Origin of the sequence: Methanolobus tindarius DSM 2278 (assembly GCF_000504205.1) — an archaeon.
GTDB classification, from domain to species: domain Archaea; phylum Halobacteriota; class Methanosarcinia; order Methanosarcinales; family Methanosarcinaceae; genus Methanolobus; species Methanolobus tindarius.
The window spans coordinates 724,828-738,081 of record NZ_AZAJ01000001.1 but is presented as its reverse complement, the minus strand read 5'-3'; the positions used below and the strand labels follow the sequence as shown (position 1 = coordinate 738,081).

Below are 13,254 nucleotides of genomic sequence, written 5' to 3'. Positions count from 1 at the left end.
ATGACCAAGGAATATAAGACAATCACAGAAATCGCTGGACCACTGATCTTCCTCGAGAAGACCGAACCAGTAGGTTACGGTGAACTTGTTCACATCAACCTTCCAGACGGTACAACAAAAAGAGGTCAGGTTCTTGACACCTCAACTGATGTTGTAGCAGTTCAGGTATTCGAAGGTACAGGCGGACTCAACGAAGAGTCTGGTGTAGTGTTCTCCGGTGAGACAATCAAGCTCCCTGTATCAAAAGACATGCTAGGTCGTATTCTGTCCGGTGCAGGTGAACCGCTCGATGGTGGACCACGTATTGTTCCTGAAGACAGAGTAGATGTAAACGGTGCATCAATGAACCCGTATTCAAGGATGCCACCAGAAGACTTTATCCAGACAGGTATCTCTACAATTGACGGAACAAACACTCTCGTTCGTGGACAGAAGCTTCCTATCTTCTCAGGTTCAGGTCTTCCACACAATGAGATCGCACTTCAGATTGCACGTCAGGCAAAGGTTCCAGGTTCTGATGAGCCTTTTGCAGTAGTATTTGCTGCAATGGGTATCACAAACGAAGAAGCCCAGTACTTCATGGAGGACTTCGAGAAGACCGGTGCTCTTGAAAGAGCTGTGGTTTTCCTTAACCTTGCAGACGACCCTGCTGTAGAACGTATCATCACACCAAGGATGGCTCTTACCGCTGCAGAGTACCTTGCATACGAACATGACATGCACGTACTTGTTATTCTTACTGACATCACAAACTACTGTGAAGCTCTTCGTCAGATGGGTGCAGCCCGTGAAGAAGTACCAGGTAGACGTGGTTACCCAGGTTACATGTACACTGACCTTGCATCACTCTATGAGCGTGCAGGAGTTATTAAGGGATTGAAGGGTTCAGTAACTCAGTTCTCAATCCTTACCATGCCTGGTGACGATATCACTCACCCGATTCCTGACCTGTCAGGATATATCACAGAAGGTCAGATTGTGGTTTCCAGAGAACTTCACATGAAGGGCATATATCCACCAATCAATGTTCTTCCGTCACTGTCACGTCTGATGAACTCAGGTATTGGTGAAGGAAAGACCAGAGACGACCACAAAGCTGTATCTGACCAGATGTACGCTGGTTATGCAGAAGGTCGTGACCTCAGAGGTCTTGTAGCCATTGTTGGTAAAGAGGCATTGTCTGAAAGAGATCAGAAGATCCTTGAGTTCGCTGACCTCTTCGAAGACAGGTTTGTACGTCAGGCAAGAGATGAAGACAGGTCAATTGAAGACACTCTTCAGGTTGGCTGGGATATTCTCTCTGAGCTTCCTGAAGCTCTGCTTACCAGGATCGATAACAAGTATATCGAGAAGTACCACCCTGCTCACAAGAGCAACTAACTGAAAGGTGATCCAACATGGGCGTGAAAGATGTAAAACCAACTCGATCAGAACTTATTGAGATCAAGAAAAAGATCAAGCTCTCACAGAGTGGTCACAAGCTGCTTAAAATGAAGAGAGACGGTCTTATCCTTGAATTCTTTGAGATTCTCAGCAAGGCTAAGGATGTCAGATCTGAGCTGGATGCCGCCTATGAAGAAGCTTCCCGTAAGATCGGTATTGCAAATGCTGTTGACGGTACAATTACCGTCAAATCCACAGCTTTTGCACTTCAGAGCAAGCCTGAAATTGAACTGGAAAGCCGTAACATCATGGGTGTAGTCGTTCCAAAGATCGAGTCATCCAGCGTAAAGAAGTCCATAAACGAAAGAGGTTATGGTATTCTGGGTACCAGTTCATATACTGATGAGGCAGCAGATGCTTATGAGCATCTTGTAGAAAAGATCATCCTTGCAGCAGAGATAGAGACAACCATGAAAAAGCTTCTTGATGATATCGAGAAGACAAAAAGGCGTGTCAATGCTCTCGAGTTCAAGGTTATACCTGAACTACAGGAAGCAATGGTCTTCATTAGGCTCCGTCTCGAAGAGATGGAGAGGGAAAACACCTTCAGACTCAAGAGGATCAAAGGATAATCCTTTGATAACCTTTTTTTATGAATGATGTTCCAGAAGATCGGCCAAATGTGGTCGATCGTTTTTTTCTAAAAATGATGCAACCTGAGAACCTTGGTAGAATTCTCAGATGGGCATGGTTTATCTCGCTTTTTATGCTGGCACTTGGTTACATTTTGATATTCAGTGAAATATCACAATATCTTGATTTCATATGATTGTCTGCTAAAGCTGCATTATTTTTTCAGTGATTTAAGGGTTTCAAGCACCTTTTCGGCATGTCCGTTAGTCCTGACATTGTCCCATATTTTTACAATATTCCCTTCAGTATCGATAAGGAATGTAGACCTAACGGTTCCAAGATATTCTTTCCCATAGTTCTTCTTTGTTCTCCAGACATCGTATTTCTGGTGAATTGTCGTTTCCTCATCTGAAAGAAGAGTAATTCCAAGTTCTTTCTTTTCGATGAATTTGACGTGGGATTTAACACTGTCTTTACTTACTCCAAGAACCACTGCATTTTCAGATTCAAAGTCACCTTTCAGGGATGTAAAATCCTGTGCTTCTCTTGTGCATCCCGATGTATTATCTTTTGGATAGAAGTAAAGAACAATCCATTTTCCATCAAAATCCTTGAGACATACATTATTCTCATTTTGGTCCGGGAGACAAAAATCAGGAGCTTTCTGACCTTCTGTAAGTGAATTCTTACTCATGCTTTATTCTATGTACGTTTTCATTTAAAGAGTTTAAGCAAGAAATTGTGGTCTGTATATCATTCCGTAAAAGAGATTTTGGGTTGGTTTCTTATCGGGGCAGAGTTGTAAGTATATGTCAGACCAACCCGCAAATTAGTAAGTAATTGTTCTATATATATCTGAGCTATGTTATGTAAATAGAACCCAATATTCTATATTGGGAAGCTATATCCGAATACAGCTTATGGCAATAAACTAAATAACAGATCTATTAAACTGGGGTAAATCACAATGGGGATATTGGATGTTCAAAACCTTTCTGTTAGTTATGATGGAAAAACAATTCTTTCAGATTTTAATTTCTCAGTCTCAAAGGGGGAAAAAATTCTCATAAGAGGAAAATCCGGAATCGGTAAATCAACACTTTTCAGAATGATAATGGGATTTGGAAAATATAATTCCGGTGAGATATTCTTTGACGGCGTACCTATTGATGTCATCAATATATGGGATATCAGAAAAAAGGTTACTTATGTGTCTCAGGACACGGATATAGCAGAAGGAAAGGTGGCTGACCTTATAGAAGAGATATTTTCATTCAGGGCAAATACGGATAAGCCTGGAAAAGATGATATGGAGAAGACCCTTAGTGAACTCTCTCTTTCTCCGGATATACTTGGCAAAGATTACATGAAGCTGTCCGGTGGTGAAAAACAAAGAGTTATTCTTGTATTGGCGCTACTTTCAGGCAAGGACATTTTTCTTCTGGATGAAGTTACCGCAGAGCTTGATGCAGGTTTGAAACAAAAAGTTGTTGATATGTTCTTTGATAATCCACATTGGACGGTACTTGCTATTTCCCATGACAGGGAGTGGGAAAGCAAAGCAATGAAAGTAATTGATTTCTCAGCCGGGGTGAACTGATGGATACATATGATATCAGTCTTGAAGGTATGTTCTTTTCCTTTTTCCTGCTGCTCATACCAATCCTTATTAGCTATTACCTGAATCTGAAACTCATTTCATCTACAGTTGAAAGTGCATTAAGAATGGTCATTCAACTGCTTTTTGTAGGTGTTTTTCTAACTTTTGTATTTGACTTGAATAATCCATTTCTCAATATTGCATGGGTGTTTGTCATGATTTTTGTGGCATCACAGACTGTTCTGAAAAATGCAGAGTTGAAAACGAGAAATCTTCTTCCATTACTTACTGTTTTCATGGCAGTAACGAATTATATCATGTTGCTCTATTTTAACAAGTTCATAATAAACCTTAATGACCTTTTTGATGCAAGGTATTTCATACCAATTGCAGGTATGGTACTGGGTAATTCACTTAAAGCCAATGTTATTGGCATGGAACATTTCTGTAGTGAAATACAGAGAAATGAGAACCGATATCTTTTCCGTCTCTCTATGGGTGCTGAAAAGACAGAGGCACTTGTCCCATACTTACGTAAGAGCATAAGGGTTGCATTAAAACCTACAATCGCAAATATGGCTACAATTGGAATCGTTTTTCTTCCTGGAATGATGACAGGTCAGATACTTGCAGGTGCAAGTCCTCTTGTTGCAATAGAGTATCAGATAGCCATCATGCTTGCAATATATGTCACAACCATTGTAAATGTACTTCTGGGTGTGCTTGTCCTGATCTACAGGGGTTTTGATGATTATGGGATGTTCAAAAAAGAAATGCTCCGAAATCCCTGAAGCTTTCAGTTTAAACTGCTACTCATGTGCAGTCCTATAACTCCAATAGCTATGAGTGCAAGGGATGCAATTCTGACAGCTGGCGTAGGTTCATTGAATCCAATGTGTCCTATCAAGGATATAAATGCAACTCCAAGCCCGGCCCAAATAGCGTAGGCTACACTCACTTCTATTTTCTTCAGTGCAATGGTAAATGATATAAAACTGATTCCATAAAATACAAAGATCAATATCGAGGGCAAAGGTTTTGTGAAACCTTCAGATAGTTTCATGCATGTAGTTCCACAGATCTCAAAAATGATAGCAAATGCCAGATAAAGATAGCTCATTTTCCTCTCCTTTTCTCATTTTAACTGAGTACTACCTATAGCTACTTTATAGTATCCAGATTTGCCGCAGAGGTGCTCTGGAAATTAAAAGACAAGTTCTAAATCAATAATATTGATGCTTGCAGTTTTTGAAAAAATAAATGGATAATACCATTATCCATCATTCGGGATCATATGCAAAGAGTGTTACTCTCCTTTGCTATATGTTCTTACAGATTCAATTTTCTCCCAGTCGTAGTATGTGTTGACTTTCTGACCGCTTTCATCCTCTGTAATACGTACGAACTGTTCCCCGAGGAAAAGGACTGCTTTTGAGTAAACTTTTCCTTCATTGACCTGGATGTCTACTCCTTCCCTGAGTTTTCTGGACATAGTTCCATGAAGCGGGGAAGACGCGTATTCAAAGACTTTTTCCCATGTGTCTTTCATTTTTTCACCTTTCAATTCAGTATGGTTTTTACAAGTCGGTTCTTGTATGATTTATCATACATCGGATTCTTATGTGCTATTATTTACTATATATAAGTTTCTTGTATTTCTGTATTGATATAATAACTATGTTGGTACAGATTTTTAGAAAGTTGCCAATAAATAGTGAAAAAATGAGTAAAAAAGGGTGATGACAATTTAATTTGCTCAGTCAAGGTATTCATCCCTGCGTGGGGAGAATACTTCCACTGCAACAGAATCCTCAATTACTTTTGCTTCGTGTGAAACATTCGAAGGTATGTTCCATGAATCTCCAGTCGTTACTTCGTGAGTATCATCGCCAATTGTAAGTAACATTTTTCCGGAAACCATGTAACCTGTTTGCTCATGTATATGTTCATGAGAGGGTAAATGACTTCCTTTCTGTAACAAAAATTCTGTCATCAGGGTTTTCTCCCCGTAAACGATTGTTTTCATCCTGATTCCGGGAAGTACTTCTTTGTAATCAGATTCACTATGTTTTCTGAACATAAAATAAACTTACAGCTTATGCCAATTTATTATTTTGCATTGAGAAATGTAAAAAAAGAAGGGTTTCCAACCCAGCTGCTGGAAAGAATAAGTCTTCCAGTCTAGCTTATCAGTACATCGTACTAATGGAAGGTCTTAAAAATCCTACAGCGCAAGTTGATTTTTTTGATGATGCACATTTGTAGTTTTCTGGCTTTGCATCAAGTTGTTCGAAATCTTTCCAGACTCTGAAATGCCTGAAACGCTGTTGCGTCTTTCTAGACAGCTTCCATTCCATATTTCATTCTCCATTTACAGATTTAATATTCTGTTTTTTTAATTTTTTGAGGTTTCCCTCTTCAATTAGTGCTCTTATTTTCTCCCATATAAGGTAAACGCATGTAATCTCTATATTCTATTGTTTTTTCTGTTTATCAATGAACATAATACGCTCGGGTAATTTCTTATCCACATTATTGCGGAATATTTTGTTATATTCCAATACTTTTTTATACATTTAATATCATGATTTAATGTTATAATTGTTTTCTAATTCTTTATCTACGGAAGTGAGTCTGAATGGTTGCAGATGACCCGTATTTTACTACGTACTATTTTGTCCATTTTGCCGCAACTAAAATGTTTATATTTGACATGAAGGTCCCTTAAACATTTCCCGGATATTATGCAGGTCTTCAGGTTTTCCAAAAATAATACAGATATCTCCCGAATACAATGGAATATTCCCATCAGGGTTTGTAATCGTTTCATTTTCCCTTTGAATTGCAAGAATAGTTGCTTTATGACGATTTCTGATTCCAAGCTCACTGAGTGTTTTTCCATTGGCAAGGCAGCTTTGCCCTACTTTAAAAGTGCTGACTTCCATCCCCGGCAGCTCATCCTTTAGATTGAAATGTCTTTCCTGATCTTTTGAATAGGATTTCCTGAGCATACTGTACCCGTTGGCTCGGACTTCCCGTGTAAATATATCAATCTCTTCTTCCGGTACGAGGTATTTCTTCAACAGGCGCACAAATATCTCGACCGATGTTTCATATTCCTCTGGAATTACCTCGTCAGCACCAAGTTCATTGAGCCTTTTCATCTCACTTACATAGCGTGTTCTTGCAATGATATACGTTTCAGGATTCAGACTCTTTGCCATGTCTATTATTTTTCTGGTGGCAACAAAATCGGAAATTCCTACAACAAGGATTCTGGCAGAACCTATGTTTGCCGATTCAAGTACTGCTTCATGACTTGCATCACCATAGATTATTTTTTCACCCTTTTTCTTTTCATGACGTACGGTTTCAGGGTTCGTCTCAATAATCACATAGGGTATACCTGCATTCCTTGCGGCATGGGACAATGTTTTACCATTGAACCCATAACCAATTATTATAAGGTGGTCTTCAAGTGTCTCATCAATGTTTTTTGATATAATGCTACTCGTATAAAACCCGTTAATGAGCTTCTGGAAAGGTACAACTTTTGATGCTCTTTCGGATATCCCGTATGACGACTCTGTGATAAAAGGAGTTGCAGCCATAGTAATTATGGAAACAGCCAGAAAGATCTGGTACATGTCCTGGTCAAGCAGGGAATATTCAAGTCCGAATGTTGACAACACAAATGAGAATTCTCCAACCTGTGCAAGTGAAAGTCCGGCTATGATGATTGTACGAAGCGGATATCCAAGTACAAGGGCTGCCAGACCCGCCGTAGCTGTCTTAATAATCACAACTGCAATTGCCAGCAGTAGCAGATAGACAACGTTATCCGTAAAGAAACTGATATCAAGCAGCATTCCGATGGATACAAAGAAAAAACTCATGAAGATATCCCTGAAAGGCATTATATTGCCCATGGCCTGATGGCTGTATTCGGATTCTGATATAATCAGTCCTGCCATGAAAGCTCCAAGGGCAAGTGAAAGTCCTATACTGGAAGTAAGCCATGCAGTTGCAAGGCAGATAAATACAATACTCAGTAGGAATAGTTCCCTATTTCTTGTTTTTGCAATCTGGTAAAGCAGTGATGGAATAATCCATCTGGCACTTGCAAGGACAAGTATAATTATTCCAATTGCTTTTAGCAGGAACATGCTAAATGTATCTCCGGATTCTGTGGCTGCCCCGGCAATAATAGGGGTTATCAGTATCATGGGGACGATCATTACATCCTGGAAAATGAGAATTCCAAGGGAAGTTTTGCCGTGAGGTGTGTCTAATTCTGCTTTTTCCTGAAGTAATTTGAGTACAATGGCTGTGCTGCTAAGAGAAATAAGAAATCCTATGAAAAGTGCAGTTCCTGAACTAAATCCAAGATAGATGTCAATATAATAGACAAGCAGGATAGTTGTTCCAATCTGTAAGGTTCCTCCCAGAAGCACAGGTCTTTTGATTTCCCAGAGCTCCCGAATTGACATTTCCACTCCAATAGTGAAAAGCAGGAGTATTATGCCAATTTCTGCAAGAGCTTCTACTTCGCTCATGCTGCTGATAATTCCAAGCCAGTGAGGACCTGCAAGCATGCCTGTCACAAGAAATCCAAGGACGGAAGGAAGTTTCATTTTGTTAAAAAGCAGTAAAATGACTATCGATAATCCAAAAATAATTCCTATGTCAGTAAATAATGTCAAATCCATTATCTTATCACAACTTCCACTGTTAATATCTGTAAATCTAAAATATTATACATTAACAGTGGTTGCCGGATTTAAAAAAGATTGTGTCTGAAGGAGGTATAGGTTTAGGGTGTGCTTTCATGGAAAGGGAAATGATAAAAGTTGGAAGGGCTTAAAGTCCTGCCCTCTCAACAATTACATCTGCAACTTCGGTTGCGCTCTTGAATGGGAAATCTTCAGCTGTGAGAAGTCCGCCTGCCTCACCTGCTGTTACTGATACGTCTCCTGACTTACAGGTTGTGTCTGCTCCTGCAGGGAATGCTGCAAGGAGTTTTTCAGGGGTTTCAATTGGGAATGTTGCATCTGCAAGTCCACCGACAATCTGGCTGTGTATATCTTCTTTTACGCTCATTTTACTATCTCCATTGTTTATTATTTCGTTTTTCAGGTTGGTTGTTTGGTTGGGTGCTGATGCTTAACTCCGGAGTGTGTGTCAGCAATACCTAATAGTACAGTTTCTGATATATACTTAATCGGCACTACAATATACCTTGTATAATGGAGTGTACTTAAATGACTTTATTGTATTATACACAAACCTATTTATCTAAACAGGACTAACTTCATTCTATGATCCCGGACAATGACTTCAACTCAGACCTTTCTGACATAAAGCATATGCTTTCCGATATTCAGAGTGATATTCGTTCTTTCATGGACTCATCCAACCATCAGCATCTCGATATGATGGTTAATAATGTGAAGAACGATTACTCCGGAGTAATTGTTCGTCATTTAATGGAAGATGCCGGAAAAGGTCTTGAAAAAAATATGGTAAAAAAGTGTGAGATGCGTAATGACTGCAAGGGCCTGATTTCTAACATTCTGGAAAAGAATGCAGGTCTTATTAGGGGAGGTGCTGTAAATGAAGCAGCAATTGAAGAAAACCGCCTTGAACTTAAACAGCTTCGAACAATGGTGCCTTACGATAAATGTGATATCTGCTTTGCAGAAGCATCTGATATTCTCTCAAGACAGGTAACTCTCATGCGTTCCATGAGGATATATGAGACTAATAAGGACAAACGCGAGGATCTTAGCCTGATGCCTCCTGAAGAAGTGGTGGATAACATACTGGAACCTCTCTGTCACCAGAAGAGATTCGAGATACTCAAGGCGATATCCGCTGAAACTAAGAGTTTCTCTGCACTTTCAAAGCTAACCGGTCTCAGAGGTGGAAATCTTCTCTTCCACCTGCAGAAACTTGTTGAGAAAGGTATGATTATCCAGAGGCATGAAAGGGGCGATTACATGATAACCGGAAAAGGTTTCAAAGTCATGGAAGGTGTCAGCAGTATATATTCTGCCCTTGAACCTGAGACTGAAGAGCAAAAAGAGGACATAGGATAATTCTGGCAATTATTTTCCTCTTTTCTTTTTTGACATCGCCATAACAATTGCTGTTATACTAATTATCAGGAATAAGTCTGCAATCCCTGTGCTGGCGACAGTATTTTCTTCTTCTTTTTCTTTTCCTGCAATTTCTGCATCTTCAACTTCAATATAGGTATTTTCTTCCCCTGTTATTGAGCGAAATATGATTTCTGCCTTTGCCAGTTCTTCCTCCGTCCTTTCGGAATTATGCATTCCAAGGCTGCCATCTGTTTTTACAAATTCGATGTAGGATATTGCTTCATTATAGTCTGCTGTCAACTTTTCCAGACTTTCGTTTGATTCTGACGTAAGCAGAATAGTGCTGGCATTTTCCTGAAGTATTTCAAGTTCCTGAAGTTTACTGGCAGTTATTTCCTGTCTACTGGATGTTATGTTAGCAAGGGATACTTCATGACATTCATTACAATCGCCACTTTCAGGTATTTCCTCGTGACCTGTAACGTGGCATTTCTTACATATATTCCCTGAATCCGGATCAGACAGTAGCACAGGGTCAAAGTTGAATGAATGGCCTGTGACAAGCTTTTGCTCTCCGTTTTCATCAATTATTGTTGCCATATGGCAGTCTATGCATTTCAGGTTTACAGCATGTACACCGTTAGTATAAATTGATCCGTTATACATTTCCCACTGAGGTCCGCCATAAAAGTCAGAGTTATTTTCTTCAGTTTCCTGTACAATCTCATAACTATGGCAGCTTTCACAAAGTTCCTGAGCATCCATTCTGAGTTGTGCACTATGTGGTTCATGGCACATTACACAGGTAACCCTGGATTCAGAACCATTGTTCTGCATGTAAGTTCCATTTTCAGATGGTTCTGAGTGACTTTCCATTGAGCTGGAATCATAGTCACTATTGTTGTATTCGTTCCATTCTTCATAGATAATATGGTGGGGTTTTGTATGGCAATCCTCGCAAACTTCTGCTGATAAATTTTGTGGCGGAACTGCTTCTGAAGGTGTAGTGATATGTGTAGTGAATCCATTTACCGAAGGCTTGTGGCACATTTCACATTCAGGTGACTCTGCTGATACTTCTCCATACATTACACTGTAAAGTCGTGGCGTACTTCCAAAATGGCAAAAAATACAAGCTTCAGGCCCGGGTTTGCCGAAAATTATCCCGTCATTATCATAATGGGCAGACAAGTTCCATGCTTTATATTCATCTTCATGGCACTTTTTACATTCTTCTGTGGATGCTGCATTTGCAATAACGGCAGGTATTGCCATAAGCACTATCGCAATAGCAAAAGCTGTTGCTTTTTTCATAAACCAACCCTTCTTTTCCCTGATTAGAAAATGGATCTGCCACATATTTAGTTATTTGTATGGCAACAAAAGGATTACACTTATGCCTATTGATGTGTGAATGTGTAATCAGTAAAAGTAAAGAAAAAAGATTTTGATCCAGGCATGATTAATTGTCTGCCGGGATCTTTGTTTCAGATTAATATCTTAGTATCTCTTAGGTCTGTGCTTCTGGAAGCATTCCCTGCAGTAAACAGGTCTGTCCTCTGCTGGCTTAAATGGTACTTCTGTCTCCTGTCCGCAGTCTGAGCAGGTTGCCTTGTGCATCTCTCTTGGGCCGCTGTTCTGTCTGAAGTTTCCTCCTCTGCCACCGCCACCACCACGGTTTCCTCCTCTTGGACCTTTGTTGTATCCGCCATCATTCCTGCCGTTTCCGTCTCTTGAACCGCCTCTGAATCCACTGCTTCTGTCGTCTCTCATATTTATTTTCCTTTGTTGTTTATTGCCAGTTATCTTTGGGTCAAGATTATTCGCACGATTCGTTCAATTTTGATTCTTATCAAGTCTACAATTAATGCAGCTGAACATAGTCACAACTACTGGATACAGATTATTGTATAATGCCCGGTGGGCATTTAGTTGTGATTCTATAGCAGTTATCATTGAGACGGGAACCTCTATCCCGCAATCTATACGACGCTCTCTTGTTAACGATTAACTTAAAAGAAGTAGCCAGATGAAATTATCCCTTTCTTAACCCGCAAGTAAGTTAACTGTCAATATTGTGATAGGCCGGATAAATATAAAAAGCTATGCTAATGTAAAAAAAGCTATCAACAACGGCTATCTGCTTAATAGTTCTAGTGTCTCATTAAAGGAACTTACAGGATTTAAAACACAAAAATACAAAGTAAAAATGAAGAAAAAAGAAAAAAATTGAGAGATTTAGACAGGTCTTCCGACATCTGTTACTGTAACACTCTCTGCACCTTCTACTGCTGCAAAGGCTTCTTCTACAGATTCGGTACCGCCTTCTCCGTCACCTACAATGACTACCATAATGATTGCTTTAAGTCCAAATGCAACTGGCTGTATTTCGTGGGTGCCGTATTCTGCGCCTTCAGGAAGTGCTGCTATAAGGTCGTCCTTAAGCTTTTCGAGGTCTACATCTACGCCTGTTGGCATAATCTTCATTGTTGCTGCAACTTCTCCCATTTATCTCACCTTATGCTCCTTTAAAGCCACATTTTGGGCATTCATACGGATTGCTCTGCTGTCTGCAGCTTGCACATCTTCCAAGCTCGTTACCACATACGGGGCATGGGAAACGTACGCAACCTGTTTCCACAAGGCTCTTGTTGCATGTGGTACAATTATCAACTTTATTTGCCATTTAAAATCTCCTTATTGCGAGTAATGTATGATCATAAAATACTGAAAATCAGCATGTCAGTGATTTCAGTACATACGCAGTATATAATTTAAATATTCCCCTTGATATGAGTGCCAATTACATTCTTTCCAATAACAGCATCAATGACCCTTTCCGGATACATTCCATTGACTACAACACAGTCCATCAAATTCTCCATTAGAAATCCTGGTAGTGAACTATCAATACAGGTAACTCCCATCCGTGAAAGCTCAAGGGCTGTCATCCATTTCTGGATAATGTCATCTGCTATCACCCCATCAACATCAGTTACTTTAACAAATCGTGATCCTGTTTCTTTTGCTATCCATGCTCCTATGGTATCAGATGTCACGTTCCAGGAATGAGGCAGCTTGTCAGTCTCCTTCAATGTTTTGTATGGCATAAGCACAGAAACACCTGAAGGGAAATCATGTATATTTTCCACATAGTTGACTCCTGTCTTATCTATCAGGAAGTATGCATATTGTTCCATTGAAAGAATTGCCATCCAGTGAGCTGCATCGTCACCTATTGAGCATTCTTCACTGATGTCCCTGACGGAATTTGCAAATACACCACCACCGGGAACTATCAATATAGAATGATCATTTCCCTGGTCACAATTTCCGAAATGTTCTTCAAGGGCAGTTATAATAGAAGTTGAGTGTTTAATCAGACTTCCACCCAGTTTCACAACCGTTCTCATTACAGTCAGCTCCCCCACATGTTTTAAGATACGTTTGATACTGAAATATCGCCGGTAAATCTAATTCATGTAATAGCTCATATGATAGCGTATGTATTATATATTAGTTGTATTTTTTCTAAGT

Annotated in this window: 18 protein-coding genes; 6 read left to right on the top strand and 12 right to left on the bottom strand. The window is 39.7% G+C overall.

What is annotated here, in order from left to right; translation table 11 throughout:
• The 3 genes from METTI_RS03435 to METTI_RS15925 are packed head-to-tail and all read left to right on the top strand — an operon-like array spanning position 1 to position 2,212.
• Entirely contained in the window at positions 1–1,380 is a 1,380-nt protein-coding gene (locus METTI_RS03435; RefSeq protein ID WP_023844426.1) for an ATP synthase subunit B, read from the top strand.
• 17 nt (positions 1,381–1,397) lie between these two features.
• Positions 1,398–2,015 (top strand): V-type ATP synthase subunit D, encoded by a 618-nt coding sequence (locus tag METTI_RS03430; protein WP_023844425.1) that lies wholly within the window; start codon positions 1,398–1,400, stop codon positions 2,013–2,015.
• 20 nt (positions 2,016–2,035) lie between these two features.
• Complete coding sequence (locus METTI_RS15925) at positions 2,036–2,212, top strand: hypothetical protein (RefSeq protein ID WP_023844424.1); 177 nt, start codon at positions 2,036–2,038, stop codon at positions 2,210–2,212.
• Between the two features lie 18 nt (positions 2,213–2,230).
• Here METTI_RS15925 and bcp read toward each other — a convergent pair whose 3' ends face one another.
• Complete coding sequence (gene bcp / locus METTI_RS03420; protein WP_023844423.1) at positions 2,231–2,710, bottom strand: thioredoxin-dependent thiol peroxidase; 480 nt, start codon at positions 2,708–2,710, stop codon at positions 2,231–2,233.
• Between the two features lie 273 nt (positions 2,711–2,983).
• Here bcp and METTI_RS03415 point away from each other — a divergent pair, with 273 nt between their 5' ends.
• Both METTI_RS03415 and METTI_RS03410 read left to right on the top strand, forming a co-directional pair.
• On the top strand, positions 2,984–3,616 hold the full coding sequence (locus METTI_RS03415) for an ABC transporter ATP-binding protein (protein WP_023844422.1): 633 nt from the start codon (positions 2,984–2,986) through the stop codon (positions 3,614–3,616).
• The gene (locus METTI_RS03410) at positions 3,616–4,407 is read left to right on the top strand and encodes an ABC transporter permease (protein ID WP_023844421.1); all 792 of its coding nucleotides are present in this window, start codon (positions 3,616–3,618) and stop codon (positions 4,405–4,407) included. The genes METTI_RS03415 and METTI_RS03410 overlap by 1 nt, the downstream gene beginning before the upstream one ends.
• Positions 4,408–4,412: 5 nt before the next feature.
• On the opposite strand, the gene METTI_RS03405 is transcribed toward METTI_RS03410, so the two are convergent.
• The 6 genes from METTI_RS03405 to METTI_RS03385 form a co-directional block, all read right to left on the bottom strand.
• Entirely contained in the window at positions 4,413–4,736 is a 324-nt protein-coding gene (locus tag METTI_RS03405; protein WP_023844420.1) for a DMT family transporter, read from the bottom strand.
• Positions 4,737–4,922: 186 nt separating this feature from the next.
• The gene (locus METTI_RS03400; protein ID WP_023844419.1) at positions 4,923–5,165 is read right to left on the bottom strand and encodes a hypothetical protein; all 243 of its coding nucleotides are present in this window, start codon (positions 5,163–5,165) and stop codon (positions 4,923–4,925) included.
• 207 nt (positions 5,166–5,372) lie between these two features.
• Positions 5,373–5,696, bottom strand: coding sequence for a cupin domain-containing protein (locus METTI_RS03395; protein WP_023844418.1), 324 nt, complete (start codon positions 5,694–5,696; stop codon positions 5,373–5,375).
• A gap of 109 nt (positions 5,697–5,805) precedes the next feature.
• On the bottom strand, positions 5,806–5,973 hold the full coding sequence (locus tag METTI_RS15660) for a hypothetical protein (protein ID WP_023844417.1): 168 nt from the start codon (positions 5,971–5,973) through the stop codon (positions 5,806–5,808).
• Between the two features lie 345 nt (positions 5,974–6,318).
• Positions 6,319–8,325, bottom strand: a complete 2,007-nt coding sequence (locus tag METTI_RS03390; RefSeq protein WP_023844416.1) for a cation:proton antiporter domain-containing protein — start codon at positions 8,323–8,325, stop codon at positions 6,319–6,321.
• Positions 8,326–8,476: 151 nt separating this feature from the next.
• Positions 8,477–8,716: an MTH865 family protein gene (locus METTI_RS03385; protein ID WP_023844415.1), complete on the bottom strand. Its 240-nt coding sequence runs from the start codon at positions 8,714–8,716 to the stop codon at positions 8,477–8,479.
• Positions 8,717–8,934: 218 nt separating this feature from the next.
• On the opposite strand from METTI_RS03385, the gene METTI_RS03380 reads away from it, so the two are divergent.
• Positions 8,935–9,714 carry a winged helix-turn-helix domain-containing protein gene (locus tag METTI_RS03380; protein ID WP_023844414.1) on the top strand — a complete coding sequence of 260 codons (780 nt, stop codon included), beginning with the start codon at positions 8,935–8,937 and terminating at the stop codon, positions 9,712–9,714.
• A gap of 9 nt (positions 9,715–9,723) precedes the next feature.
• Here the strand turns inward: METTI_RS03380 and METTI_RS03375 are convergent, their stop codons facing one another.
• The 5 genes from METTI_RS03375 to METTI_RS03360 all read right to left on the bottom strand — a co-directional run bounded on the left by METTI_RS03375 (position 9,724) and on the right by METTI_RS03360 (position 13,130).
• A complete protein-coding gene (locus tag METTI_RS03375; RefSeq protein WP_023844413.1) occupies positions 9,724–11,031 on the bottom strand; it encodes an ammonia-forming cytochrome c nitrite reductase subunit c552 in 1,308 nt (435 codons plus the stop codon).
• A 186-nt stretch (positions 11,032–11,217) separates the two neighbouring features.
• Positions 11,218–11,490: a CxxC-x17-CxxC domain-containing protein gene (locus METTI_RS03370; RefSeq protein WP_023844412.1), complete on the bottom strand. Its 273-nt coding sequence runs from the start codon at positions 11,488–11,490 to the stop codon at positions 11,218–11,220.
• Between the two features lie 465 nt (positions 11,491–11,955).
• Entirely contained in the window at positions 11,956–12,225 is a 270-nt protein-coding gene (locus METTI_RS03365; protein WP_023844411.1) for an elongation factor 1-beta, read from the bottom strand.
• Positions 12,226–12,235: 10 nt separating this feature from the next.
• Positions 12,236–12,403, bottom strand: coding sequence for a zinc finger domain-containing protein (locus METTI_RS15485; protein ID WP_023844410.1), 168 nt, complete (start codon positions 12,401–12,403; stop codon positions 12,236–12,238).
• An 88-nt stretch (positions 12,404–12,491) separates the two neighbouring features.
• A complete protein-coding gene (locus METTI_RS03360) occupies positions 12,492–13,130 on the bottom strand; it encodes an amino acid kinase family protein (protein WP_023844409.1) in 639 nt (212 codons plus the stop codon).
• Between the last annotated feature and the right edge of the window lie 124 nt (positions 13,131–13,254).